The sequence below is a fragment of the Actinomadura kijaniata NBRC 14229 genome, from assembly GCF_001552175.1.
GTDB classification, from domain to species: domain Bacteria; phylum Actinomycetota; class Actinomycetes; order Streptosporangiales; family Streptosporangiaceae; genus Spirillospora; species Spirillospora kijaniata.
In genome coordinates, this window is record NZ_BCQR01000179.1 from 1 (window position 1) to 25,208 (window position 25,208).

General features: G+C 72.7%; 26 protein-coding genes. 11 read left to right on the forward strand and 15 right to left on the reverse strand.

Features of this window, described 5'->3' with window-relative positions; genetic code table 11:
* From AKI01S_RS40040 to AKI01S_RS40050, 3 genes are all read left to right on the forward strand, one after another.
* The coding region (locus AKI01S_RS40040) for a carbohydrate ABC transporter permease (protein WP_067830577.1) at positions 1-905 on the forward strand (905 nt) is incomplete at its 5' end.
* The gene (locus AKI01S_RS40045; protein WP_084000710.1) at positions 902-1,729 is read left to right on the forward strand and encodes a carbohydrate ABC transporter permease; all 828 of its coding nucleotides are present in this window, start codon (positions 902-904) and stop codon (positions 1,727-1,729) included. The genes AKI01S_RS40040 and AKI01S_RS40045, both read left to right, overlap by 4 nt.
* Positions 1,730-1,827: 98 nt before the next feature.
* The gene (locus tag AKI01S_RS40050) at positions 1,828-2,622 is read left to right on the forward strand and encodes an SDR family NAD(P)-dependent oxidoreductase (protein WP_067830616.1); all 795 of its coding nucleotides are present in this window, start codon (positions 1,828-1,830) and stop codon (positions 2,620-2,622) included.
* Positions 2,623-2,667: 45 nt separating this feature from the next.
* Here the strand turns inward: AKI01S_RS40050 and AKI01S_RS40055 are convergent, their stop codons facing one another.
* The 4 genes from AKI01S_RS40055 to AKI01S_RS40070 all read right to left on the reverse strand — a co-directional run bounded on the left by AKI01S_RS40055 (position 2,668) and on the right by AKI01S_RS40070 (position 4,630).
* Entirely contained in the window at positions 2,668-3,120 is a 453-nt protein-coding gene (locus tag AKI01S_RS40055; RefSeq protein WP_067830581.1) for an SRPBCC family protein, read from the reverse strand.
* A complete protein-coding gene (locus AKI01S_RS40060) occupies positions 3,117-3,440 on the reverse strand; it encodes an ArsR/SmtB family transcription factor (protein WP_067830582.1) in 324 nt (107 codons plus the stop codon). Before AKI01S_RS40060 ends, AKI01S_RS40055 begins: the two co-directional genes overlap by 4 nt.
* Positions 3,437-3,811 carry a VOC family protein gene (locus AKI01S_RS40065; RefSeq protein WP_067830618.1) on the reverse strand — a complete coding sequence of 125 codons (375 nt, stop codon included), beginning with the start codon at positions 3,809-3,811 and terminating at the stop codon, positions 3,437-3,439. Before AKI01S_RS40065 ends, AKI01S_RS40060 begins: the two co-directional genes overlap by 4 nt.
* Positions 3,812-3,952: 141 nt before the next feature.
* Positions 3,953-4,630, reverse strand: a complete 678-nt coding sequence (locus tag AKI01S_RS40070; RefSeq protein WP_067830584.1) for an SDR family NAD(P)-dependent oxidoreductase — start codon at positions 4,628-4,630, stop codon at positions 3,953-3,955.
* 87 nt (positions 4,631-4,717) lie between these two features.
* On the opposite strand from AKI01S_RS40070, the gene AKI01S_RS40075 reads away from it, so the two are divergent.
* Positions 4,718-5,074 (forward strand): MerR family transcriptional regulator, encoded by a 357-nt coding sequence (locus AKI01S_RS40075; RefSeq protein WP_067830588.1) that lies wholly within the window; start codon positions 4,718-4,720, stop codon positions 5,072-5,074.
* Positions 5,075-5,170: 96 nt separating this feature from the next.
* On the opposite strand, the gene AKI01S_RS40080 is transcribed toward AKI01S_RS40075, so the two are convergent.
* The gene (locus tag AKI01S_RS40080) at positions 5,171-5,770 is read right to left on the reverse strand and encodes a TetR/AcrR family transcriptional regulator (protein ID WP_067830590.1); all 600 of its coding nucleotides are present in this window, start codon (positions 5,768-5,770) and stop codon (positions 5,171-5,173) included.
* Between the two features lie 120 nt (positions 5,771-5,890).
* Here AKI01S_RS40080 and AKI01S_RS40085 point away from each other — a divergent pair, with 120 nt between their 5' ends.
* A complete protein-coding gene (locus AKI01S_RS40085) occupies positions 5,891-6,787 on the forward strand; it encodes an NAD(P)-dependent oxidoreductase (protein ID WP_157420500.1) in 897 nt (298 codons plus the stop codon).
* A gap of 406 nt (positions 6,788-7,193) precedes the next feature.
* Here AKI01S_RS40085 and AKI01S_RS40090 read toward each other — a convergent pair whose 3' ends face one another.
* A complete protein-coding gene (locus AKI01S_RS40090) occupies positions 7,194-9,077 on the reverse strand; it encodes an ABC transporter ATP-binding protein (RefSeq protein WP_067830592.1) in 1,884 nt (627 codons plus the stop codon).
* Between the two features lie 225 nt (positions 9,078-9,302).
* On the opposite strand from AKI01S_RS40090, the gene AKI01S_RS40095 reads away from it, so the two are divergent.
* Positions 9,303-10,469 carry an aminotransferase class V-fold PLP-dependent enzyme gene (locus tag AKI01S_RS40095; RefSeq protein ID WP_067830594.1) on the forward strand — a complete coding sequence of 389 codons (1,167 nt, stop codon included), beginning with the start codon at positions 9,303-9,305 and terminating at the stop codon, positions 10,467-10,469.
* A gap of 80 nt (positions 10,470-10,549) precedes the next feature.
* On the opposite strand, the gene AKI01S_RS40100 is transcribed toward AKI01S_RS40095, so the two are convergent.
* From AKI01S_RS40100 to AKI01S_RS40110, 3 genes are all read right to left on the reverse strand, one after another.
* Positions 10,550-10,969, reverse strand: a complete 420-nt coding sequence (locus AKI01S_RS40100; protein WP_067830596.1) for a CBS domain-containing protein — start codon at positions 10,967-10,969, stop codon at positions 10,550-10,552.
* 110 nt (positions 10,970-11,079) lie between these two features.
* The gene (locus AKI01S_RS40105; protein WP_067830599.1) at positions 11,080-12,111 is read right to left on the reverse strand and encodes an LCP family protein; all 1,032 of its coding nucleotides are present in this window, start codon (positions 12,109-12,111) and stop codon (positions 11,080-11,082) included.
* A 3-nt stretch (positions 12,112-12,114) separates the two neighbouring features.
* On the reverse strand, positions 12,115-12,753 hold the full coding sequence (locus AKI01S_RS40110; protein ID WP_067830623.1) for an RNA polymerase sigma factor: 639 nt from the start codon (positions 12,751-12,753) through the stop codon (positions 12,115-12,117).
* 3,653 nt (positions 12,754-16,406) lie between these two features.
* Here AKI01S_RS40110 and AKI01S_RS40115 point away from each other — a divergent pair.
* Complete coding sequence (locus AKI01S_RS40115) at positions 16,407-17,999, forward strand: D-alanyl-D-alanine carboxypeptidase family protein (RefSeq protein ID WP_245681974.1); 1,593 nt, start codon at positions 16,407-16,409, stop codon at positions 17,997-17,999.
* Here the strand turns inward: AKI01S_RS40115 and AKI01S_RS40120 are convergent.
* The 6 genes from AKI01S_RS40120 to AKI01S_RS40145 form a co-directional block, all read right to left on the reverse strand.
* Complete coding sequence (locus AKI01S_RS40120) at positions 17,971-19,311, reverse strand: MFS transporter (RefSeq protein ID WP_067830601.1); 1,341 nt, start codon at positions 19,309-19,311, stop codon at positions 17,971-17,973. The genes AKI01S_RS40115 and AKI01S_RS40120 overlap by 29 nt on opposite strands.
* A gap of 101 nt (positions 19,312-19,412) precedes the next feature.
* Entirely contained in the window at positions 19,413-20,690 is a 1,278-nt protein-coding gene (locus tag AKI01S_RS40125; RefSeq protein WP_245681975.1) for a PucR family transcriptional regulator, read from the reverse strand.
* A 133-nt stretch (positions 20,691-20,823) separates the two neighbouring features.
* Positions 20,824-21,768, reverse strand: a complete 945-nt coding sequence (locus AKI01S_RS40130; protein ID WP_067830605.1) for an AurF N-oxygenase family protein — start codon at positions 21,766-21,768, stop codon at positions 20,824-20,826.
* Between the two features lie 299 nt (positions 21,769-22,067).
* Positions 22,068-22,364: a hypothetical protein gene (locus AKI01S_RS40135; protein WP_067830607.1), complete on the reverse strand. Its 297-nt coding sequence runs from the start codon at positions 22,362-22,364 to the stop codon at positions 22,068-22,070.
* Positions 22,361-22,567, reverse strand: coding sequence for a hypothetical protein (locus AKI01S_RS40140; RefSeq protein WP_067830609.1), 207 nt, complete (start codon positions 22,565-22,567; stop codon positions 22,361-22,363). The genes AKI01S_RS40135 and AKI01S_RS40140 overlap by 4 nt, the downstream gene beginning before the upstream one ends.
* Positions 22,564-22,986 (reverse strand): ATP-binding protein, encoded by a 423-nt coding sequence (locus AKI01S_RS40145; protein ID WP_169814097.1) that lies wholly within the window; start codon positions 22,984-22,986, stop codon positions 22,564-22,566. The genes AKI01S_RS40140 and AKI01S_RS40145 overlap by 4 nt, the downstream gene beginning before the upstream one ends.
* Positions 22,987-23,121: 135 nt before the next feature.
* Here AKI01S_RS40145 and AKI01S_RS40150 point away from each other — a divergent pair, with 135 nt between their 5' ends.
* The 4 genes from AKI01S_RS40150 (at position 23,122) to AKI01S_RS40155 (ending at position 24,963) form a co-directional block, all read left to right on the forward strand.
* Positions 23,122-23,934 (forward strand): helix-turn-helix domain-containing protein, encoded by an 813-nt coding sequence (locus AKI01S_RS40150; protein WP_084000715.1) that lies wholly within the window; start codon positions 23,122-23,124, stop codon positions 23,932-23,934.
* Positions 23,925-24,110, forward strand: a complete 186-nt coding sequence (locus AKI01S_RS49825) for a DUF397 domain-containing protein (protein ID WP_084000716.1) — start codon at positions 23,925-23,927, stop codon at positions 24,108-24,110. The genes AKI01S_RS40150 and AKI01S_RS49825 overlap by 10 nt, the downstream gene beginning before the upstream one ends.
* A 72-nt stretch (positions 24,111-24,182) precedes the next feature.
* Positions 24,183-24,377 carry a DUF397 domain-containing protein gene (locus tag AKI01S_RS49830; protein ID WP_369688769.1) on the forward strand — a complete coding sequence of 65 codons (195 nt, stop codon included), beginning with the start codon at positions 24,183-24,185 and terminating at the stop codon, positions 24,375-24,377.
* 79 nt (positions 24,378-24,456) lie between these two features.
* Positions 24,457-24,963: a ribosomal maturation YjgA family protein gene (locus tag AKI01S_RS40155; protein ID WP_218010007.1), complete on the forward strand. Its 507-nt coding sequence runs from the start codon at positions 24,457-24,459 to the stop codon at positions 24,961-24,963.
* The last annotated feature ends 245 nt before the right edge of the window (positions 24,964-25,208 follow it).

A 25,208-nucleotide genomic window follows, 5' to 3' on the forward strand; every position in this document is an offset into this window, starting at 1 on the left:
CCCGGCACGGCCGCCGCGCCCCGGCCCGGCGGACGGCGCGCGCGCTGACGCCGCTGCTGTGGCTGGGCCCGTCCCTGCTACTGATCACCACGGTGGTGCTGTGGCCGGTGGTGGAGATGTTCCGCACCTCCCTGCTGAGGATCAGCTCGTCCGGGGTCACGCTCGGCTCGCGCGGGCTCGGCAACTACCGGGACCTGTTCACCGACGAGGACCTGCTGCCGGTCCTGGCGCGCACGCTGGTGTGGGTCGGCGGTGTCGTGCTGATCACGCTGGTGCTGTCGCTGGCGCTCGGGCAGCTGCTCAACGCCCGCTTCCCCGGCCGCCGGGTGGTGCGCTGGGCGGTGATCGTTCCCTGGGCGGCGTCGGTGCTGATGACCGCGCTGATCTGGAAGTGGCTGCTGGACAACTACTCCGGGCCGGTCAACCGGCTGCTGCTGGACGCCGGGCTGATCGACCAGCCGGTGAACTGGCTGGCCCATCCCACGACCGCGCTGGCCTGGATGATGTGGGTGGCGATCTTCGTGTCGCTGCCGTTCACGTCGTTCGTGGTGCTGGCGGGACTCCAGACGATCCCGGCGGAGGTGTACGAGGCGGCCCGGGTGGACGGCGCGGGCCCGCTGCGCACCTACTTCACGATCACGCTGCCGTTGCTGCGGCCCGCGATCCTCATCGCCGCGATCATCAATGTGATCAACGTCTTCAACTCGTTCCCCATCATCTGGGCGATGACCGGCGGCGGGCCGGGGCACGCCACCGACACCACGACCACGTTCATGTACAAGATCGCGTTCTATGACCAGGACGTCGGGACGTCCGCCGCGATGGCCGTGGTGAACTTCGCGCTGATCCTGGTGATGGTGCTGCTCTACCTGCGCGCCGCGCGCTGGCGGGAGGAGGTCCGGTGACGCGTACGCGTACGCGCACGGTCGTGCTGGCCGGGGTGGGCTGGCTGGTGGCGCTGGTGTTCCTGCTGCCGTACCTGCAGATGCTGTTCACCGCGCTCAAGCCCGAGCACGAGCTGACCCGTTCGCCGGGCACCTACCTGCCCGACCGGTGGGAGTGGTCGAACTTCGTCGACGTGTGGTCGGCGGCCCCGGTGGCGCAGTACCTCCAGGTGTCGCTGGTGGTGTCGGCGGCCGCGACGCTGGTGACGCTGGCGTGCGCGCTGCCCGCGGCGTACTACACCGCGCGCAACCGCTTCCGGGGCCGGGGCGCGTTCCTGCTGCTGGTGCTGGTCACGCAGATGTTCGCGCCGACCGCGCTGGTCGTCGGGATCTTCCGCGAGATGGTCGCGCTGGACCTGACCGACACGCTGCTGGCGCTGATCCTGGTGAACGCGGCGTTCAACCTGCCGTTCTGCGTGTGGATCCTGCACGGCTACTTCTCGTCGATCCCGCGCGAGCTGGAGGAGGCGGCGTTCCTGGACGGCGCGGGCCGGGTGGGGGCGCTGACCCGGGTGACGCTCCCGGTCTCCCTGCCGGGGGTGGTGACGGCGGTGGTCTACACGTTCATCGCGGCGTGGAACGAGTACATCGTCGCGCTGACGGTGACCTCCTCCCCGGACCGCCGCCCGCTGACGGTGGCGATCCCGTCGTTCGTGACCCAGTACCAGGCGAACTGGCACTTCCTCTTCGCGACCTCCCTGATCGCGATCGTCCCGGTGGTGATCCTGTTCGTCTTCGTCGAGCGGTACCTGATCGGCGGGCTGACGGCGGGGTCGGTGAAGTAGCCGGGCGTCCCGGGTTACCAACAGGCGTGCGCGGGTTATGACGGGGAGGGATCCAGATGATCTCGCGGACCCGGGTCCGCCGCGCGAAGGGATGCTCCATGCTGATCGACCTGACCGGACGAACGGCGCTGGTCACCGGCTCCACCCAGGGGATCGGCGCGGCGATCGCGGCGGGGCTGGCCCGGTCGGGGGCCCGCGTCGGCGTCAACGGCCGCGACACCGAACGGGTCGAGAGGGCCGTCGGCCACCTGACCCGCGAGGTCCCGGGGGCCGACCTGGTGCCGGTGGTCGCCGACGTCGCCGCCGAGGACGGCGCCGAGCGGGCGGCCGAGGCGCTGCCCCAGGTGGACATCCTGGTCAACAACCTCGGCGTCTTCGGCGCCAAGGACCCGCTGGAGATCACCGACGCGGAGTGGCGGCGCTACTTCGAGGTGAACGTGCTGGCCGCCGTCCGGCTGACGCGGCGGTACCTGCCCGGCATGACCGAGCGCCGGTGGGGCCGCGTCCAGTACATCGCCAGCGACTCGGCCGTGGCGATCCCGGCGGAGATGATCCACTACGGGATGTCCAAGACCGCGCTGCTGGCGGTCGGCCGCGGCTTCGCCAAGCAGGCCGCCGGGACCGGCGTCACGGTCAACTCCGTCATCGCCGGGCCGACGCACACCGGCGGCGTGGAGGACTTCGTGTACGAGCTGGTGGACCGCGACCTGCCCTGGGAGGAGGCCCAGCGGGCCTTCATGCGGGAGCACCGGCCGCAGTCGCTGCTGCAACGGCTGATCGAGCCCGAGGAGATCGCCAACATGGTCGTCTACCTCAGCTCCGACCAGGCGTCCGCCACCACCGGGGGCGCGCTGCGCGTCGACGGCGGGTACGTCGACTCCATCCTGCCCTGACCGGCGTCCGGAAGGGCCGGGAGAGCCCTCCGGACGCCGGAGCCGTCAGGCGAGGGCCCCGGCGAGACGGGCCAGGACGCCGTTCCAGCCGTTCGGGCCGCCCATGATGCGGCGGCTCATCGCCTGGTAGGGGTTGTCGGGATCGAAGCCGTCGTGTTCGAGGAACAGGCGGGTGCCGGTGCCCTCGGGTTCCAGCCGCCAGGTGACGGTGGAGTCCAGGCCGTTGTCCTCGCCGGGGTCGTGCCAGCCGAACCGGAGCATCCTCTCCACCTCGAACTCCAGGACCTCGCAGTGGCTGACACCCGCGAACCGGACGTTGGGCCGCGGCTCGGTGGCCAGGGTGAAGCGGTGCCCGACCTCCAGCCGGAAGTCGCACGGCAGGAACCACCGGGCGAGCAGCTCCGGATCGGTCAGCGCCCGCCAGACCCGCGCGGGCGGATACGGCAGGAACGTGTCGACCCGGACGGTGCGGGGGTCGCCGACGTCGGGAAGGCTCACGCGTCGTCCTCCTCGTCCAGTACGGTGCGCAGGTCGGCCAGCTTGCGGCGCCAGAAGCGCTCGTAGGGGTGCAGCCAGTCGGCCAGGCCCATGAGGGGGCCGGGCTCCAGGCGGTAGCGGCGTTCGCGGCCGTGCCGGGTCTCGGCGACCAGTCCCGTCTCGCGCAGCACCCGCAGGTGCTCGGAGACGCTGGGCCGGGCCATGGCGAAGTGGGCGGCCAGGTCGTTGACCGTGCGCTCGCCGTCCAGCAGCAGCCGCAGCAGTTCGCGGCGCACCGGGCTGGCCAGCGCGGCGAACACGTCGTCGACGGCCGCGGTCATGCCGGGCCCGCGTCTTCGAGGACGAACGCGTTGCCATCGGGGTCGGTGAAGGTGACCTGCCGCCCCCAGGGGGTGTCGACCGGGCCCTCGGCCCGGACGCCCGCCTCGCGCAGGCGGCGCAGGTCGCCGTCCAGGTCGCTGCTGCGCAGCATCAGGCCGCCGACCGTGCCGGGCTCCATGTCCAGCCAGGTCACCAGGACCATGCTGGTGTCGGCGCCGGGCGGGGCGACCTCCAGCCAGCGCGCGCCCTCGGCGAACGGCACCGGCGTGTCGCCGACCACCTCGAAGCCGAGGGCGCCGGTGTAGAACTCCTTGGCCCGGTCCTGGTCGGAGACGGGCAGGGACAGACGCTGAACTCGCGTGATCGTCATGCGGCCCATAATACGTAGGATTTTTCCTACGTATCAAGGGCCGCGGCGCTCCCGCCGCCCGCGGCCGTTCCCGGGCGCGCGGTCACGCCCGCCCGGGAACGCGGCCCCACCCGCCCGGGAACGCGGCCCCACCCGCGTCGATCACGTCGCGGCGGTGCCCGCCGGGGTCGAGCCGTCGTGCAGGACCTCCCGTTCCCACCGGTGCCGGGGCTGGGCGTGCAGGCGCCAGTAGTGCTCGGCGATGAGGTCGGGGTCGAACGCGGTGCCGGGCGCGACGGGGCCGTCCACGGTGACCGAGGCCACGTGCACGCCCGAGGAGCCGTACTCCTGGTCCAGGAGCTCCACCAGCGTCCGCACGCCCGCCTTGCCCAGCGACAGGCTCACGTACCGGCGCTTGGGCTCGGGCATCCCTCCGGTGACCAGGAACGAGCCGGAGCCGCGTCGCGCCATCGCGGGCAGCAGGTGGGCGGCCGCCGTCAGCGCCCCCAGCACGTTGACCGCCCAGGCGTCCAGATGCGCGCGCACCGGCAGCTCGCCGAGCGCGTCCGGCCGGACGAGCGCGGCATTGTACACCACCGCGTCCGGCGGGCCGAGCCGGTCGACCGCCACGTCGAGCGCGGCCCGCAGCGCCGTCTCGTCCGCGCTGTCGGCCGTCACCGGCACGGCCCGCACGCCCAGCCCGGCCACCTCCGCGGCGACCGCCTCGACCGTCGCGGGCGTACGGGCCACCACCGCCACCGGCAGCCCCTCCCGCGCGAACCGCAGGGCGACCGACCGGCCGATCCCCGGCCCCGCCCCGATGACCACCACACCCGACATCGCCGCTCCCCTCGACACGGAAGTTCGTTGACGCGTCGGACGTTAGGACGTCACATCATGTGAAGGTCAACCGAGCAGGGGGAGCGCGTGAGGATCGGCGAGCTGGCCGACCGGACGGGAGTCAGCCGTCGGCTGCTGCGTTACTACGAGGAGCAGGGCCTGCTGCGGCCGACCCGGCTGCCCAACGGCTACCGCCACTACAGCGAGGCGGACGCCGACAAGGTCCGGCACATCCGCGCGCTGCTCGCCGCGGGCCTGCCCACCGCGGTCATCGCCCAGCTGCTGCACTGCGTCCACGACGACGGCGACCGTCTGGCCCCCGCCGCCTGCCCGGGCATGATCGCCCACCTGCGGCGCGAACGCGCCCGCGTCGCCGCGAGCATCGCGCGGCTCCAGACGTCCCAGCGCACCCTCGACGCCTGGCTCACCTCCCTCAACGGCTGAGACAGCACGGCGCTGGGAACCCGCTCCGCCGCCCCCCTCCGAGCGTTCGGCGGAAGGACCGAGCCAAACGCCGGGCATGCGGCGGGTCCGGTGCGTTCAGGCGCGCGGGACGGTGACGGCCGTGTCCAGCAGCGGTCCCAGCTCCTCGACCAGCGCCGTCAGCGGCCGCGTGTCGTGTTCGGCGCGGGCGATCAGGAGGGCGCCCTCCACGGCACTGATCATCACGGTGGCCAGGCCGGGGGCGCGGCCGGGTGGCACCCCCATGTCCGTCAGCGCCCCGGCCAGCGGGCGGGTCCAGCAGGCGAACGCCTCGGCCGCGGCGGTCCGGGTGGACGCGCTGGCGCGGGCCCGGTCCACCGTCGCCGCCGCCACCGGGCAGCCCGCGTCGAAGCCCGACACCGTGAACTCGTCGATCCACTGACCGGCCATCGCCGCCAGCAGCCCGCTCGGCGACGGCCGGTCCATCCCCGCCACGAACCGCGCCACGCGGTCGGCGGCGTACCGGCCCGCCCATGCCACCGCCTCGTTGACCAGCTGTTCCTTGCCGCCGGGGAAGTAGTGCTGGAGTGATCCGCGCGGAGCCCCCGCGTGTGCGGCGACCTCGCGCAGGCCCGTGGCCTCGACGCCGTCCCGGCGGATGAGCTGGGCCGCGCTGAACACCATCCGCTCCCGGGGGCCTCGCCGCGGTTCGGCCATCGCGCACCCCTCCCATTTTTGTTGTTCGAACAACGACCATGACAGCGGTCATAACCGGTCCTATCATGGCAGCGGTCACGGTGGTCGGAGCGCTCCGGCGCTCGGGGAGGACGGTGCCTGGTGCTCACCGGATTCATCGGACTCGGGGTCATGGGCGGGCCCATGGCGCTCAACCTGGCGCGGGCCGGGATCCCCCTGCTGGTCTGGAACCGCACCCCCTCCCGCGCCGAACCGCTGCGCGAGGCCGGGGCCGTCGTCGCCGCCGAACCCGCCGAGGTGTTCGCCGGCGCCCGCACCGTGTTCCTGATGCTGGCCGACGACACCGCCATCGACCAGGTCCTCGGCCGCGGCGCCCCCGGCTTCGCCGACAGCGTCGCCGACCGCACCATCGTTCACATGGGGACCACCTCCCCGGAGTACTCCGGTCGGCTGCGGGACGACATCCGGGAGGCGGGCGGCCGTTACGTCGAGGCGCCCGTCTCGGGGTCGCGCGTGCCCGCCGAGGCCGGGCGGCTGGTCGGGATGCTGGCCGGTGACCCCGACGACGTCGCCGCGGTGCGGCCGGCGCTGGCGCCCATGTGCCACGAGACCTTCGACTGCGGCCCCGTGCCCAACGCGCTGCTGACCAAGCTCGCGGTGAACCTGTTCCTGATCACCATGGTCACCGGCCTCGCCGAGGCGTTCCACTTCGCCGACCGGCACGGCCTGGACCGGCGCCGTTTCCTGGACATCCTGGACGCCGGGCCCATGGCCAGCGACGTCTCGCGCATGAAGGCGGCCAAGCTGCTGGACGGTGACCTCTCCGTCCAGGCCGCCGTCCGGGACGTGCTGAACAACAACCGCCTCATCGCCGAGGCCGCCCGCGCGTCCGGCCTGGCCTCCCCCCTGCTGGACGTCTGCCACGCCCTGTTCGGCGAGACGGTCGCGCTCGGGCACGGGCGGTCCGACATGGTCGCGGTCCTGCGCGCCATCGAGGCCCGCACCGATGACCGCGACCGGCGGCCCGGTGGACGCTGATCCGGACTCGACGAACCCGTCGAACCGCGCGGCGCGCAGGATCCGCACCGGCAGCGGCCCCGCGAACGCCGCCCGCTCGTGCGCCAGCTTGGCCGCGTTTGTACCCGGCCTTCTCTCGAAAGCGCGGGTGGACACCGATCTGGGCCGGATGGGCCCGCGTCGGCACTCCCTCGCCACCGGCGATGCGCCGGATCCGGCAGGTGATCAGGGGGCCGGGCCGTTCCGGCGCGGCCGCGCCGGGCATGGCGGTCGCCGACCGGGTCCGGCGGGTTCGGCGAGCCCGGCCTCGACCGGGGACGGCTCGCGCCCGAGGGGCGTCCGGTGGACGGTCCTCGGGCGGTTGAGGGGGGTGCCGGGACGGCCCGGCCCGGTCGCGCGGGGCGCGGCGGGCTCGGGCCGTGGGGGCTCAGGCGAGGGCCTCCGCCTTCGCCGGGGACTGGTCGGCGAACTGGGTCCGGTACAGGTCCGTGTAGCGGCCGTTCTTCGCCAGGAGCTCCTCGTGGGTGCCGCGTTCGACGATGCGGCCCGCCTCCACCACCAGGATCTGGTCCGCGGCGCGGATCGTGGACAGGCGGTGGGCGATCACCACGGCGGTGCGGCCCTCCAGGGCCTCGGTGAGGGCCTCCTGGACCGCCGCCTCGGAGGTCGAGTCCAGGTGCGCGGTCGCCTCGTCGAGGATCACCACCCGGGGGCGGGCCAGCAGCAGGCGGGCGATGGTGAGGCGCTGGCGCTCGCCGCCGGACAGGCGGTAGCCGCGTTCGCCGACGACGGTGTCCAGGCCGTCGGGCAGGCCGCGGATCAGCTCCTCCAGGCGCGCCCGGCGCAGGACGTCCCACACCTCCTCCTCGGTGGCCTCGGGGCGGGCCAGCAGGAGGTTCTCGCGGATCGTCTCGTGGAACAGGTGGCCGTCCTGGGTGACCATGCCGACGGTCTCGCGGATCGCGGCGAACGACAGGTCGCGCACGTCCCGGCCGCCCAGGCGGACCGCGCCGGAGTCCGGGTCGTACAGGCGCGGCAGGAGCTGGGCGATGGTGGACTTGCCCGCGCCGGAGGAGCCGACCAGGGCGACCATCTGGCCGGGCTCGGCGCGGAACGAGACGTTGTGCAGGACGTCCACGCCGCCCCGGGTGTCGAGGGTCGCGACCTCCTCCAGGGAGGCCAGGGAGACCTTGTCGGCGCTGGGGTAGGCGAACGTCACGTCGTCGAACTCGACCGAGGCGGGTCCCTCGGGGGCGGGCTCGGGGTCGGGCTTCTCGGCGACCAGCGGCTTGAGGTCGAGGACCTCGAAGACGCGCTCGAAGCTGACCAGGGCGCTCATCACCTCGACGCGGGCGCTGGCCAGGGCGGTCAGCGGCGCGTACAGGCGGGTCAGCAGCAGCGCCAGCGCCACCACCGCGCCCGCGTCCAGGGAGCCCTTCAGGGAGAGGAAGCCGCCGAGGCCGTAGACCAGGGCGAGCGCCAGGGCCGACACCATCGTGAGGGCCGTGATGAACACGTGCTGGACCATCGCCGTGCGGACGCCGATGTCGCGGACGCGGCGGGCGCGGGCGGCGAACTCGGCGGACTCGCGGTCGGGGCGGCCGAACAGCTTCACCAGGGTCGCGCCGGGGGCCGAGAACCGCTCGGTCATCTGGGTGCTCATCGCGGCGTCGTGCGCGGCGGCCTCGCGTTCCAGGCGGGCCAGGCGGGTGCCCATGCGGCGGGCGGGGAGCACGAAGACCGGCAGCAGGACCAGGGCGAGCAGGGTGATCTGCCAGGAGATCTTCACCATGACGGCGAAGGTCAGCAGGAGGGTGACCAGGTTGCTGACGACGCCCGACAGGGTGTCGCTGAACGCCCGCTGCGCGCCGATCACGTCGTTGTTCAGGCGGCTGACCAGCGCGCCGGTGCGGGTGCGGGTGAAGAACGCCACCGGCATCCGCTGGACGTGGTCGAACACCGCCGTGCGGAGCTGGAGGATCAGGCCCTCGCCGATGCGCGCCGACAGCCAGCGGTTGAGCAGGCCGAAACCGCCCTCGGCGAGCGCGAGGGCCGCGATCAGGACCGCCAGCCAGACGACCGTCCCGCTGTCCTTGTGCCCGACGATCGCGTCGACGACGCGGCCCGCCAGCACGGGCGTGGCGACCGCCAGGACCGCCATCGTGACGCTGATGCCGAGGAACAGGTAGAGCAGTCGTCGGTGTGGTCGTGCGAACCGCCATATGCGGCCCAGGGTGGCGCGCGAGAACGGTTTACGGTCGTTCTGCGCGTTCATCATGTGGTGCAGCGACATCCACGCGGTCACTTCCATGCTGCTCATCGCCGGCCGCCTCTCCTTGGGGACTCGCTGCCATCCTGCGACCTCAAGGAAGCTTGAGGTCAAGTCCCGACCTGTGACCAGGATCTCGCGGGGGTCTGACATTTTGGCGACCGCCGGTGACGCTCCGTTTGAATGGGCGTGACCGGGCGCGGTAAGGATCTCCGGTCGGGCGCCTCGGGGCCCGCAGACCGCCCGCAACGCGACGGAAGGACACCGTTGGGCATCGACATCGACAAGGTCCGGGCGGAGACGCCGGGCTGCGCGAACGTGGTCCACCTCAACAACGCCGGAGCCGCGCTCCCGCCCCGGCCGGTGATCGACGCGGTCGCCGCCCACCTCGAACGGGAGGCCATGACCGGCGGCTACGAGGCCCACGAGGCGTCCGCCGACGCGGCCGCGCGCTTCTACGACGCCGTCGCCGGGCTGGTCGGCGCGCGCCGCGACGAGATCGCCTATGTCGAGAACGCCACCCGCGCCTGGGACATGGCGTTCTACGCGGTCCCGTTCGGGGAGGGCGACCGCATCCTCACCACGACCAGCGAGTACTCCAGCAACGCGATCGCCTACCAGCAGGTCGCGCGGCGGCGGGGCGTGACGGTCGAGGTCGTCCCCGACGACGCGCACGGGCAGATCTCCCTGGACGCGCTGGCCGGCGCGCTGGCCCGGGGCGGCGTCCGGCTGGTCTCGCTCAACCACATCCCCACCCAGAACGGCCTGGTCAACCCGGTGGCCGAGGTCGGGCGGCTGTGCCGGGAGGCGGGCGCGCTGTTCCTGCTGGACGCCTGCCAGTCGGTCGGGCAGCTCGCGGTGGACGTGACGGAGATCGGCTGCGACCTGCTGTCGTCGACCGGCCGCAAGTACCTGCGGGGGCCGCGCGGCACCGGTTTCCTGTACGTGCGGCGGGAGGTGCTGGGCGCGCTGGAGCCGCCGTTCCTGGATCTCCAGGCCGCCGAGTGGCACGCGCCGGACCGGTACGAGCCGCGCGACGACGCGCGGCGCTTCGAGACGTGGGAACGCTTCGTCGCCGGCCAGATCGGGCTGGGCGTCGCCGCCGACTACGCGGCCGCGCTGGGCGTCGAGGCGATCGAGGAGCGCGTCACCGGCCTGGCGGAGCGGCTGCGTTCGCTGCTCGCCGAGCGCCCCGGGGTGACCGTTCTCGACCGCGGCGCGCGCCGGTCCGGCCTCGTCACCTTCACGGTGGAGGGGCATGACGCCATGGACATGAAGCTGTCACTGCGCGAGAAGGGGATCAACGTCAGCGTGACCGTGCCCCGCGCCCACGGCTACCTCCCCGACGCGCCGGACTCGGCGGTGCGGGCCTCGGTGCACTACTACAACACCGAGGAGGAGCTGGGGCGGCTGGTCGAGGCGCTGCCGCGCTAGACCGCAAAGGGCCCGGGGTCCCGCGAAGCGGGAACCCCGGGCCCACCACCACCCTCCTCGGAGGCTTTGCGGGCCGAACGTCAGACGTTCGGCTTGGCGGCGCTGATGTCGGCGACCGCGGACTCCTCGTCCTTCTCGATCGCCAGGTCGCCCAGCGAGACGATCCCCACCGGCCGGCCGTCCTCGACGACCGGAAGCCGCCGCACGGCGTGTTCGCGCATGAGCTTGGCCGCCGACTCCAGGGAGTCGTCGGGGCTCACGCTGGCGGTGGCCTCGCTGCAGACGCCGCCGACGTCGACCTTCGTCAGGTCGCCGCCCTGCGCCAGGCCACGGACCACGAGGTCACGGTCGGTGACGAGACCGCGCAGGCCGCCACCGTCGGTCACCAGAACGGCGCCGATGTCCTCGTCGCGCATCTTCTTCGCGACGGTGATGATGTCGTCCTGCGGGGAGACCGTCACCGGAGAACCCGTCATGATGTCGCGTACCTTGCCGGCCATCGCGTTCTCCTTCGCGGCTCGTCGTTTCTTCCGGGACGACCCCGGCCCTACCCGACGTTCCCCGGGTCATTCACGAATTCGACGATTATTCGCGAAACCCTGCCGACCACCTACCTGAGCTGGGCGAACAGCTCCCGGGCGGCGGGCTGGCGCAGTTCCAGGCGGTTCGGGTCGAGGCGGTAGGGCCGGACGGGGAGGGCCAGGTACGAGATCCCGTCGGGATCGACGGTCGCGGCCAGCGCCTCCAGCGTCCCCCGGTCCAGTCCGGGCCGGATCTCCACGGACTCGGCCACCGCCTTCACGAACCTCGCGAACCCGACGGGGTTCCCGGTCCGCGCCGCCTTGGCCTCCTTCGCCATCGAGGTCAGGAAGACCTGCTGTCGCTTGATGCGTTCGAGGTCGGAACCGTCGGTGAGCCCGTACCGCATCCGCACGTAGGCCAGCGCGACCCGGCCTTCCACCCGGTGCCGCCCGGCGGGCAGCCGCAGACCCGAGAGGGGGTCGTCCACGGGCTTCGGCAGGACGATCTCGACGGAGCCGAGCGCGTCCACCATCCGCTCGAACCCGGCGAACCCGACCGTCACCGTGTGGTCGATCCGCACGCCGGACAGGCTCTCGACGGTCTTGGCCGAGCACGCGGCCCCGCCCAGCGTGAACGCCGCGTTGAGCTGCGCGAAGACCGCCTTGACCGGTTCGCCCTGGTCGCCGTGGCAGGACATCGGCACCATCAGGTCGCGGGGAAGCGCCACCATCTGGACCTGCCTGCGGTCGGCCGAGACCCGCACCAGCGCCAGGGTGTCCGACCGGGGCGGCTCCGACGTGAAACGCCTGGTGGAGACGCGTTCGTCCGAGCCGATGACCAGGAGGTTCATCGCCGCTCCGGTCCCGCCCAGCGCCCGGTGGGAGGTCGTGGGGGTGTCGTCGCCGCCGCGCAGCAGCACGGTCGGCACCAGGATCAGCGCGGCCGTGACCGCCGCCGCCACGCCGATCACGGCCCAGCCGCCGGGCCGCCACCGGGCGGCGCGCCGCCGGGCGCCGCCGGACGCGGCGTCCAGCAGCCGTTGCCGCTGCCGCGCCAGCGCGGGCGGCGGCTCGTGGCCGAGGTCGTCGCCGAGGGCGCGCAACGCGTTCAGGTCGTCCACCGGCTAGCCCTCCTCTCGGGACAGCGGGTTGGCGTCGCCCAGGGCCGCGCGGACCTTGCGGCGGGCCCGGTTGAGCCGGGACCGGACGGTCCCCACGGGAATGCCGAGGGCCTGCGCGACCTCCTCGTAGGACAGGTCGCCCCAGGCGAACAGCAGCAGCGCGTCCCGGTCCCGGCGGGGCAGCGCCGCCAGCGCCTCGGCCAGCAGCGGCCGGACCGCCGTCGCCGACACCATCGCCGCGACCTCGTCGTCCGGGGACTCCACGGTCTCGCCCACCGGGCTGCGCCGCAGCGCCCGGTACCGCGCCGCCTCGGACCGGTGGTGCCGCGCCACCAGCTTCGTCACGATCCCGAACAGCCACGGCCGCGCGTCCTGCTGCGCCAGGTCGTACCGCCGCCGCCGGTCGAACGCCACCAGGAACGTCTCCCCCACCAGGTCCTCGGCGACCTCGGGACCGAGCCGCCGGGAGACATAGCGGTAGAGCATCGCCGAGTACCGGTCGAACAGCGCCGCGAACGCCTCGGGGTCGCCGTACGACCGGCTGATCAACTCGGCGTCGGGGGCGCTCGCGTCGGGCTCGCCCGACCCGCTCCGCCGTGGGGGGACGCCGGGCGTGCGGGCGCCGGCGAGGGGTGGCGTCATGGCGGACACCATGGCATACACACCGACCTTCCCTGGGGGGATCACGACGGTGGTGTATCTCCGCGAACCCCGGTCCGGGTTCACGCCGCGCCGCGCATGCCGGAAAGATGATCACCAATTCATAACGAAGCGAACCTAACGGCTAAACTGCGCATCCTCCACAGGGGTACGGGGGGTTCTGGGTTCTACGGCGTACAGGCCGCTCCGTCATGTCGAGACCGAGCCGAGGAGATCGCGCCGTGCATGACGACCAGCGCTCCAACGACCAGCCGCAACGCCCTGGCGAGGCGGGCGACCGTCGTTCGGGCACGGCCGGGTCCCCCACGGCCGAGGCCGGCGCCTCCGGGGCGGGCAACCCCTGGTTCACGAGGCCGCTGCCTTCGGGCTCCGCCGAGGAGACGGCCGACGACTCCGCGCCGGGAAGTTCGAGCGCCGCCGAATCGAAAGAGGCGGCCGAGCAGGTGAACGCCACCGCCACGGGGAACGTTGAGCCCGTGGACGGTGAGACGCCCGCCGGGCGGGGGCCCGCGGAACCGGACGAGGGCGAGGAGCGGCACTCGGCCGCCGAACCCGTGTGGCCGACCGAGACCGAGGCCGCCGCCCTGGACGAGGACTCCGCTCCCGCCGACACGGAGACCGCGGACGACACAGCCGCCGAGCCCGCATGGCCGGCGGAGACGTCCGAGGCCCCTGCCGACGAGCCGGAGGACGCCACCGCCGCGAACAACGACGCGGAGCCGCCGGGCGAGAACGCGCCCACTGAGGACGGCGCACCAGAACGTCACACTGCGGCAGAGGGCGTGGCCGACGAACGGAGCGGCGCATCCGCGGATGCCGCCGAGGAGGACGAGCCACACCCGTCCGCATCCCCTGACCAGGACGCCGTCCCCAGCGAGAACGCCGAGCAGCACATGCCTGCCGCGCCTTCCGGCGAGGCTCCCGGGCAAGACCATCCCGCTGCGGCCGAGTCCGCACCGCCTGCCGAAGGCGACACCGGCGTGCCCACGGACGTCCCCGCTCCGGATGACCTCTCCTCCGATGACGCGCGCCCCGCCCCGCCCCCCGCACACGAGAACGCCGAGCAGCACGCACCCGCGGGCCAGGACGACGCGTCCACGGAAGCCGCCGCTGCGAGCAGCGAGACGCGCCCCTCCGGGGAGGCGCCCGCACCGCGTTCCGCCCCGGCCGCCGCGCCCCCTGAGCGAGACAGCACATCCGACACCTCGGCCGCCGCGTTCCTGAGGCGGAGCAGCGCAACCACGGACGCCCCCTCGGAGGACCAGCCGCGCCCGCCCGAGGAGACACCCGCGCCGCGTCCCGCCCCTGCCGCTCCGCACGCAAACGCCGAGCAGCACACGCCCGCAGCTTCGGACGACCAGCCGCGCCCCTCGGACGAAGCGCCGACGTCGCGTCCCTCCGAGGAGACGAGCGCGCCGCGTCCCACTCCTGCCGCACCCGCAGAGACTCCTGCGGGAGAACGACCGCAGCCCTCCGGCGAGGCCTCCACGCCCGCCGCACCCACAGACGCCCCGGCGGACGAACGGCTGCACTCCTCGGAGGAGACTCACGCACCGCGTTCCGCACTTCCTGGACGCGACAGCGCACCAGCAGACACCCCGGAGGGAGAGCGACCGCGCCCTTCTGAGGAGACGCGAGCACCGCGTTCCACCCCGGCTGCCGAGCAGCGTGCGCCGGGCGCACCCACGGATGCCACCGCTCCAGGCGAACGGGCGCGTCCCGCGGGGGAAGCTCACCCGCCTCGTTCCGCCTCGGAAGGCCAGCCGCGCCCGTCCGAACAGACGCGCGCGCCCGCAGATGCCCCTGCGGAGGGCCGATCGCGCCCCTCCGGCGAAGCGCCCACGCCGCGCCCCGCTCCGGCCGAGCCGCGCGAGAACACCGAGCAGCGCACGCCCGCCGCGCCTGCGGACACCCCGGCGGGAGACCGCCCGCGTCCCACCCCGGCTGCCGAGCAGCGTGCGCCGGGCGCGCCCACGGACGCCACCTCGGAGGACCAGCCGCGTTCCGTTCCGGCCGACCCGCGCGGGAGCGCCGAGCAGCGCTCACACGCCGCGCCCTCGGACGCCGCCACTCCGGGCGATCACCCGCGCGCCTCGGGAGAAACACGCGCACCGCGTCCCACTCCGCGCGAAAGCGCCGAACATCGCACGCCCGCCGCACCCACAGACACCCCAGCGGGCGAACGACCTCGCCCCTCCGGCGAAGCTCAGCCGCCACGTTCCACCTCGGAGGACCAGCCGCGCCCGTCCGGGGAGACGCGGCCACCGCGTCCCTCCTCCGAGCAGACGCGAACGCCGCGCACCGCCCCGGGCACCCCGCACGAAAGCGCTGAACAGCGCGCGTCCGCCGCATCTACGGACGCCGCCGCTCCTGGAGACCACCCACGCGCCTCGGGAGAAACACGCGCGCCGCGTTCCACCCCGGCTGACGCGCCCCCTAGACGCGACAGCACGCCCACGGAGCCCTCTGCGGGAGATCAGCCGCGTTCCGCTCCGGAGGGCCAGCCGCGTCCCTCCGGCGAAGCTCAGCCGCCACGTCCCGCACCGGCCGACCCGCGCGGGAGCGCCGAGCATCGCTCGCACGCCGCGCCCTCGGACGCCGCCACTCCGGGCGATCACCCACGCGCCTCAGGGGAAGCACCGCGTTCCGGCCCGGCTGACGCGCCCTCTAGGCGCGCCAGCACGCCCACGGACGCCCCGGCGGGAGATCAGCCGCGCTCCTCCCAGGAGACGCGTGCACCGCGTCCCGCTCCGCGCGAAAGCGCTGAACATCGCACGCCCGCCGTACCCACAGACGCGCCAGCGGGCGAACGGCCCCGCCCCTCCGGCGAAGCGCAGCCACCGCGTCCCGCCCCGACCGACCCGCGCGGGAGCGCCGAGCATCGCTCGCACGCCGCGCCCTCGGACGCCGCCACTCCGGGCGATCACCCGCGCGCCTCGGGAGAAACACGCGCGCCGCGTTCCGGTCCGGCTGACGCGCCCCCTAGGCGCGGCAGCGCGCCCACCGACGCCCCAGCGGGTGAACGGCCGCGCTCCTCCGGCGAGGCGCACCCACCACGTTCCGCTCCGGAAGGTCAGCCGCGCCCCTCCCAGGAGACGCGCGCACCCCGTTCCGACCCGCGCGGGAGCGCCGAGCATCGTTCTCACGCCGCGCCCGCAGATGCCCCAGCGGGCGAACGGCCCCGCCCCTCCGGCGAAGCGCCCACGTCGCGGCCCGCCCCGAGTGATCGGCCGCGTTCCTCCGAAGGAACGCGGGCGCCGCGTCCCACTTCGGCCGATCCGCGTGGAAGCGCCGAGCATCGCGTACCGGGCGCGCCTCCAGCGGAACGGGGGCGGCCCTCGGCTGAGCCGCCGCGTCCCGCCCCGGCCGACCCGCGCGGAAGCGCCGAGCATCGCGTGGCGGACGTTCCCGCGGACGCCTCTCGGGAGGCTCGTGCTCCTGAGCGTCCCACCGGCGGGGAGGCCCCCTCGGGCTTCGGTGACGCCCGTATGCAGGGGCGGACCGCTGAACGCGGGAATGCTCCGCAGCGTCCGGGGGCCGCGCCGCCTGCCAGGGGCCGTGGTCCGGGCGACACGGACTCGGTCCCCTTCGGGCAGGGTGCCGCGCCGACGGGGGCCCCTCCCACGCGGGAGAACGTGCGTCCGGACGCCCCCCGCTTCCGGCAGCAGCCTCCCGCCCCACCCCAGCACCCGACGCACAGGCCCGCCCCCGAAGGCGACGCCTCCGCGCGGGACAGCGCCGCGACCTCCTTCCATGGGCCGACGGACCAGGCGTCCGCGCGGTACGCGCGGCCCGCCGAGCCGCGTCACGTTCAGGAGTCCGAGTGGGGTTCGGCGATTCGGGACGAGGCCGCGGTCACGCGGCACGACATCCCGCTGCCCTCCTTCCCCGCGCGGGACCGGCAGGACGTGTGGGACGGACGGGACGAGCGCCCCGTGCCCGCCCTCGACCCCAACGGGCAGTGGACCGCCCGGTACGTCGACCGCGACGACCGCCCGGCGGACCACGCCCCCGTGTACGACGAGCCGGAGAAGAAGCGGCGGCGCGGCCTGATCTCCGTGGTCCTGGTCCTCGTCCTCCTCGCGGGTCTCGTCGGCGGGCAGTTGCTGCGCCCCGTCCCCGATCCCACCCTCGAACTGGCGCTGCCGACCGCCAGCCACACCTTCCCCGGCGCCGCGCCCGTCCTCCCCTGGTCCGGTCAGGGCCAGTCCGCCGTCGCCGTCGAGGGGCTCGGCACCATGGGGTCCGCGGGCAGCACCACTCCCATCCCCACCGCCAGCGTCGCCAAGGTCATGACCGCCTACGTCATCCTCCGCCAGCACCCGCTGCGGTCCGGTGAGCAGGGGCCGGAGTTCACCGTCTCACCCCAGGGGATCGCCGAGCTGCCCATGCGGCGCAGGCGCGGGGACTCGCTGCTGGGGATCAAGCCGAACCAGCGGTTCACCCAGCGCAACGCCCTGGAAGCCCTGATGATCATCTCGGCGAACGACCTGGCGCTCGAACTCGCCCGCTGGGACTCCGGCGGCAACGTGCGGGCGTTCGTGGAGAAGATGAACGCCGCCGCCCGCGAGCTCGGCATGGCCGACACCACCTACACCGACCCCAGCGGCTACGACGCCACCACCGTCAGCACCGCCGCCGACCAGGTCAAGCTGCTGACCGCCGCGATGAAGATCCCGGCGTTCGCGGAGATCGTGGGCAAGCGCGTCTACGTCCCCTCCGACGGCGGCCCGACACGGCAGGGCGGCAACTTCCTGCTCGGCCGGCACGGGGTCATCGGCGGCAAGACCGGCTACACCGACCGGGCGGGCGGCAACTTCGTGTTCGCCGCGCGCCGGAGCGTCGCGGGCGTCCCCACGACGATCGTCGGCGCGGTGATGGGGCAGCGGGCCCCGAACGCGGCCGCCGCCGTCTCCGCCTCCGAACGCCTGGTCGTCGCCGCCGAGAACGCCCTGGTCTCCACCACCCTCGCCCCGGCGGGCAAGCCGGTCGCGCGGGTGAACGACGGTCTCGGCGACACCACCCCGCTCGTCTCGGCCAAGCCGGTGAACGTCGTCGGCTGGCCGGGCCTGACCGTGCAGGTGAAGACGGCGGGCGAGGTCCCGCGCACGGCCGCGGCCAACGAGCAGGTCGGCGCGGTCGACGTCGGCGCGGCGCGCATCCCGTTGCGCACGGCGGGCCCCGTGGAGGAGCCGGACCTCATCCAGCGGCTACTGCGTCTGGGGTGACCGGCGCGGCGCCCGGCGACACCCGCCGGAACGCCAGCACCAGCGGGACGCTGGCCAGCATCAGCAGCGCCGGAAGGAGCGTGCACCCGGCCAGCAGTCCGGTCATCGCCGTGCCGGACTGCGCGACCGGGTGCTCGAAGTCGGACGACCGGAACCCGGACACCGCCAGGACCAGCGCGTACACGCCCGGTCCCAGCGCCAGCGAGCCGGTGTCGGCCGCCGCCGCGATCCCGGTGAACGCGCCGGACTGCGTGTGCCCGGTGCGTTTCCGGTCGGCGTGAGTGGTCTCCAGCACCAGTGACGGCGGCAGCAGTTGCAGGGCGGCGTAGCAGACCCCGATCCCGGCGGTCAGGGCCAGCACGCCCGCCACCGACGTGATCGCCGGGTACAGCGCGGCGGCCAGCGCCCCGAACCCGACGACCGCCGCCAGGTAGCACCGCACCGCCCCGTACCGGCGGGTCAACGCCTGCCACACCGGGACGGCGACCACGCTCGGCACGACCATCGCCATGAACATCACCGACGTCAGCCCGTAGTCGCCGAGCCGGTAGGCCGCCGCGTACGGGACGCCCGCCAGCATGACGGCGGCGGCGAGGACCTGGAGGATGTTCGCGGCCGTCAGCACGAAGAACGGCCGGTTGCCGCGCGCGGTGCGCAGCGCCGCGACCAGGCCGAGCGGGCGCGGGCCGGGCCGGGACGGGATCCACCGCGTTCCCGCGACCCCGGCCAGCAGCACCGCCGCCAGCACCGCGCCGAGGACCGCGCCCATGAGCGCGTACCCGCCGCGCCCGCCGCCCGCCGTCTCCACCAGCAGCGGCGCGAGCCCGCCCGCCACCAGGATGCCGACGGTGCTGAACACCGCCCGCCACGCCATCGCGCGGCGGCGCTGGTCGGGCCGGTCGGAGACCTCGACGGGCAGCGCCATGTGGGGCACCAGGTAGCAGGTGTTGGCGGTGGCGGCCAGCAGGAACACCACCCCCGTCCACACCGCCGCGACCCCCGGCGACGGGGCCAGGAACAGCGCCGCGAACAGCACCGGCTGGCTGACCGCGCCGACCAGCAGCAGCCGCGTGCGGCGCGCGGTCCGCACGGCCTCGCGGTCGCTGGCCGCGCCGACGGCCGGGCTGATCAGCGTGTCCCAGACCTTGGGGAGCACCAGCAGCACCCCGGCGAACGCGGCCGGGACGCCCAGCACGTCGGTCAGGTAGTAGAGCAGGAGCAGGCCCGGCGCGACGCCGAAGATCCCGGTGCCGACCGCGCCGATCCCGTAGCCGAACAGGCGGCGGCGCGGCAGGCGCGCGCCGCCGGTCACGCGGCCGCCCCGGGACGGGGACGGGAGCGGCGGCGGTGGCGGGGACGGGCCCGAAGGATGATCACCGGCCAACGGTAGGTCGCCCGTTTCGTCCCGGTCAATCAGCCGTCCGACGGCGGCCCGTTCACCGCCGCCCGTCCCGCCCGCCCCGCGGGATGGCGGCGGCCTCCGGACAGCGGGATCACCTCGGCCGGTTCGGCGGGCGCGCTCAGCCACACCGTCAGGACCATCTCCATCTCCAGCCGCGCCTCGGGGTCGTACAGCCGCTCCCCGAACAGCTCCTCCAGCTGGTGCAGCCGGTACCGCACGGTCTGCGGGTGGACGTGCAGCCGCGTCGCGACCTCGGTGGCGTTGAACCCGTTCTGCAGGCACGCCAGCAGGGTCCGCATCAGCCGTTCGCGGTGCCGGGGCCGCACGTTCCGCAACGGGGCCAGGCGCTGTTCGGCGACCGCCCGCACCAGCTCCTCGTCCTTGAAGACCACCAGGATCGGCATGTGGTCGGCGCACCGGATCAGCCGGTCGGACGGCAGGACGCCGCGCCGCGCCAGCGGCAGCGCCTCGCGCGCCCACCGCAGCGACTTGGCGGCGTCCTCGGTCGGCACGGTCGGGCCGATCGCCGCGACCCAGTTGCGCAGCGCGCCCTCCAGCATCCGGCCGCGCCCCGGCCCCTCCGGGTCGGGGACGATCAGGCACGGTTCGCGCCGGTTGACGTCGGAGAGCACGTCGGGCGGCAGCGACGGCTGGGAGAACGGCTCCTGGCCGCGTTCGTACAGCGCGACCACCGCGATCTGGCGCGGCACCCGCCACTTGGCCAGCCGCGCCAGGTCGGCGACGGCCTGCGGCGCGGCGGGCGGCTCGGCCAGCAGCATGTCCATCAGGCGCCGGCGGCGGTGCTGGAGTTCACCGGCCTCCTGCTCGCGGGCCTTGGTGTAGCCCTCGGCGGCGGCCTGCGCGATCTCGTCGAGATAGGCGAAGATCGCCTCGGCGATGTGGGCGAGGGTGCGGCGGGAGACGTTGAGCCGTTCGGACTCGGCCGCCAGCCGCCGCCACGCCACCCGCGCGCCCAGCCGCAGGCTGCCCTGCAGCACGTCCAGGCTGCGGCCCTCGCGCGCCTCGGCCCAGCCGATCTCGCGGTAGACCGACGCGACCGCGTCCCAGGACGCCTCCGGGTCGGAGATCAGGTCGACGAACTGCCGCAGCGCGCCCTCCACGGCCAGGCGCACCATGCGCGCGTACTCCCCGTCGTTGGGGCGCGCGTACTCGGGGATCCCGGCGAGGATCTCAGCGATCATCTCCTCGACCAGGTCGTCCAGATGGGGCCGGAAGAATTCGGCGGTCTCGCGGGGAACCTCGGCCCAGGGCTTCGGGGACCTCGTCACCGTTCGCACCTCCCGCCCCCTCGGCAACCGGGGGCTCACCGGAAGTTACAACGGTGTGATCGTGAGTGCTGCTGGCTCCGCGAAACAATCGGGGCGCGTTCTTGTCAGTCGGGTGACAAGAACGCGGCCCCCGTCAGGGGTTCCGCCAGATCCCGAGCGCCTTCCACAACTGTTTGCTCACCGGGTTGACGAGCCCGACCTCGACGCACAGTTCGCGCAGTCCCGAGACCGCCTCGGCGATCACGTCCCTCGACTCCGCCGACCTCCAGTAGCTGTGCCGGACGACGTGTTTCGGGATGTCGAACGCCCCGGCCATCGACGCGGGCGGGGTGAGGATCACGACGGCCATGACCTTCGCGGTCGGCGGCACGCCCAGGCTCAGCAGGAACCGCGACGGCGCGGCCATCCGCGGCACGTGGTGGCGGATGAACCTCCGTCCGAACGAGATGTGCCGCGCCTCCTCCGCGACATGGATCGCCATGATCTTGTTGAGCAGGGGGTGGCCGTCCGGGTGCTCGCGCAGGATGCGGCGCTGCATGTGGTCGATCGGCTCCTCCCCCGCGAGCACGCCGAAGAAGTACAGCGCCGGGCTGATCACGCTGAACGCCTGCACGGCCTCGCCCGCCCAGCGGACCGGCCGGGGCAGCCCCTCCACGGCGGTGCCGCTGCGGTTGACGAACTCCTGGAACATCAGCCCGTGATGCCCCTCCTCGATCATCTCGTGGTAGACGTAGCGGAACTCGGCCGAGCCGTTGGGCAGCCGCAGCGCGTAGGCGAGCAGACCCCGGTTCAGCAGGTTCTCGAACTGCATGCCGACCTTGGCGACGTTGGCCTGGCGGTACAGGCCGATGCGCGCCCGCACGCCCTCCGGCTGCGCCAGGTACCAGGGGTGCGAGCCGAGCGGATCGGAGGCCGGGAGGATCCAGCGCGGGTCCTCCGGATCGACGGCGAAGTCGGGGTCGTCCCAGGGGATGTCGCGGAACGGCTCCCAGTGCTTGTCCACCGAGGCTTTCGAGAGCCGGGCCAGCGCCTTCTCGTAGGCGATGTCCTCCAGTTCCGTTTCCCGCGTGACAGTCATCGCGTCCTTCCGAAGGGGAGCGGAGTTTTCCGGGCGGCCGCCGATCACGAGGCGGAAAGGGAAATTGTTCGCGGCGACGTCCCTGACTGAAACTTTTCTCCCGAGTCAACCTAGGAAGTCCCGGCGAGTCGGGTCAACGCCCCATCCCTCGCCGCCTCCCCGTGACCGGTCGATCCGGCGCGCGTCCTCTGACATCGAAGTGCGCAATCAAGGGCTTACGCGCTCCATGACCGAACTCGGACACGGGAAGGACGGGCCGTAACTCATCGGCAACACACGGGCGTCTCTCGTCCGCCCTTTCATTCGGGGCCTGCCAGCGCCTCGGCCAGAACGTGCGCGGCCCGCGCCGCGTTCACCACCGACACCAGCCCCAGCGAGCAGACGAACCAGCCGCCGAACACGCTCACCTGCGTCGCGTGGTGCGAACGCCCGTCCACGTACGCCACCACCAGATGCGGCGCGACGGCGGCCGGGGTGAGGAGCTGGACGACGACGGGCGCGCCGGTGCCTTTAAGGCAACGGGCCAGGGCCGCAAGGTGGCGGGCTTCGGCCGCCTCGTCCCACCACTCGGGGCACCCGCCGCAGGGGAACGTCACGGCGTCCTCCCCGCGAACCTGCGCGCGGCCGTGGCGAACGCGTCCGGATCCGCGCCCGCCAGATGCTCCAGCAGCCCTTCGACCGTGGAAGCGCTGATCAGCATGAACCCGGCCGCCCGCCACACGCCCCGGTCGCACACCCAGACTTCCCAGCGCGGGAACAGCTCGCGCAGGACCGCCAGCAGAACGTCGCGAGGGCTCATGCCGTCGCCTCCCGCATGACCGCGTAGACGGCCTTGCCTCCGAACGCCAGCCGCCAGAACCCCCACGCCGCCGCGAGCTCGGAGACGATCGCCAGCCCCCGCCCGGAGAACCGGTCCAGCGTCAGCGGCAGCGCCCTCGGCTCGGCATCGCTCCCGTCCCGAACCTCCGCCACGGGCCCGCCCGCCGACAGGTACAGCCGGACGGAGATCGCCTCCCCCGGCGCGCTGCCGTGCTTGTAGGCGTTGGTCACCAGCTCGGTCACCACCAGCAACGCGACCTCGACCGCCGCGCGCTCGACCCCCTTCGCCTCCAGCCACCCCCGCGCGAAATCCCGCGCGGCTTTGATCGCCTGCGGAGCGGAAGTGAGCAGCAGAGTCGACGGATCAGTAACGGCTGTCGGCGGAGGAGCGATGATCATGGCTGCTGCCTTCGGTTCGTGACTCCCGGTCAGTTTCATGTGACGCACTTACATGGAGGCACAGACCGGCATAGTGTCACCAGGTAAGTGCGTCATCGCCAGCAATGCGTTTACGTCCGCAAGCACCCTGCAAACATGGCCAAGGGAAGCGTGATGTCGGAGAAGAAGATCCTCCCCGAGCTCCGGTCATTCGGCATTGAGGTGCGTACCGCCCGCGCGGACGCAGGGCTCAGTCAGCAGGAGCTGGCGGACAAGGTCAACGTGACGCGCAGCTACATCGCGCAAGTCGAGTCCGGTACGACTCGGTGCCGAGCCGACTTCGCCCAGAGGCTGGACGGCGCTCTCGGGGCAGAAGGACGCCTGGTCGAGTCATGGGATGATCTGCTGGACAGCATCAAGACCACAAAGTACGCCAAGCACTTCGTGAAGTTCCCGAAGATCGAAGCTTCGGCCGAAGCACTACGGACGTACGAGACGCATGTCGTATACGGACTCTTCCAGACGGAGGATTATGCCGCGGCCCTGATCAAGGACGCCGAAGGCGTGGCCGTTCGGATGCGGCGGCAACAACACGTCATGGCCGAGGAGTGTCCCAAGATCTTCGTCGTACTTGAAGAGACCGTCCTCTATAAGGGTGTCGGCTCCCGCCAAATAATGCGAGAGCAGATGGAACGCCTCCTTGAGGTAGCCGACCGGGACGAGGTACACCTCCAAGTCATCCCCTTGGATGTTCATGTCGAGGAGGCGCGCGCGCCATTCGCACTAGCCGTTGGGCGCGACCACCGACAGGCCGCGTATATCGTCACGGGCACGGGCGGCGAGACAACCACAGATGAAGTCCAGATATCGGAACTGAACAAAACGTTCGCTATACTCCAGTCTGAAGCGCTGAACGTAAGGGACACACGAGCACTCATTAGAAGGGTTATCAAGGAACGATGGACCTGAGCACCGCCACTTGGCGTAAATCTTCTCGCAGCACCGGACAGAACGACAACTGTGTCGAGGTCGCCGCCACTCCCGTCACCGTGGCCCTTCGAGACAGCAAAGATCCGGACGGATTTAAATTGCTCATCAGCCGCACAGAAGCTCAGACGCTCTCTCAGAACATCAAGAACCTCTGACAACTGGAACCTACCTCTTGCCCTGCACATGACAGAGCCGGGACGCTCCCCTTGAATCCAGCCTCAAGGCAGTTGAAGAAGATAGATCCGAACAAGATGACATGGCGCAAGGCCGCACGGAGTACCAACAACGGCGGCGACTGCGTGGAGGTGGCCGCCGTGCCTGGTGTCGTCGCGATCCGAGACAGCAAGAACCCGGACGGCGGCATGGTGGTTGTCGGCTGTGAGGAAGCCCGCGTGCTTGCTGAGCGCATCAAGAACGATTGACCATTGAGCGGGCGAAGGGCCTGTTCGGGACGGGGCTCCTGGTCCGGGGCGGTGTTCCGTACCCGGCGAAGGTGAGTGGGTGCTGACACGTCGGTCCATCAACGGTCCCGCTGGCGACGCCGTCACCAAGCCCGCGTCCGCCGCTGCCACCTATGATTGCGCGATGTCGCTCGCTATGCGCTGGACTCGGCTGCTGATGGTGGTGTCGGCCCTCGGCTTTGCAGGCGCGGCCTACGCGATCCGCGCCGTGATGGACGGGCCCATCGAGCAGTACTCGGGCGCCGCCTTGTCCGGGGCCATCGTCTACACGATAGTGATCTTCATATGGCCGCCGGTCTCTCCACTGCCCGCCGGCAGTGCCGCGATCGCCTACTGCTGGTTCATCGAGTTTTCACAGCTCACCCCCATACCCGCGGCGCTCTCCCAACGCAGTTGGCTGGCGCGCCAGCTTCTGGGCGCCCAGTTCGACCTCATTGACGTCGCCTGGTATCCCGTCGGCGTCATCCCGCTGGTCGCCGCGCATTGGGCCCTCCGCGCCCGCACCCGTTCCCGAACAAACCCGACACCCGCCAGGTCTGAGCCCTAGTGTCTGCTTTGATGGCGAGCTTGCCTTGAGCGGCGCATGCCGGGCGGGGAGGTGGGTTCGGCGTTGGTGCTGGATGCGGAGTCGCCGTCAGTCGGCGTGGCGGTGGCCACGGCGTGAGCGCCACGCGTGGGCGCACCACGCGATCGCGGCGGCGACGAGCCCGGTGCCGACTCCGATCGTCACAGCGATCCCGCTGCTGAAGGAGCGCAGGATGAGCTCCTGCCAGCCTGCGGGCAGGCTGTGGG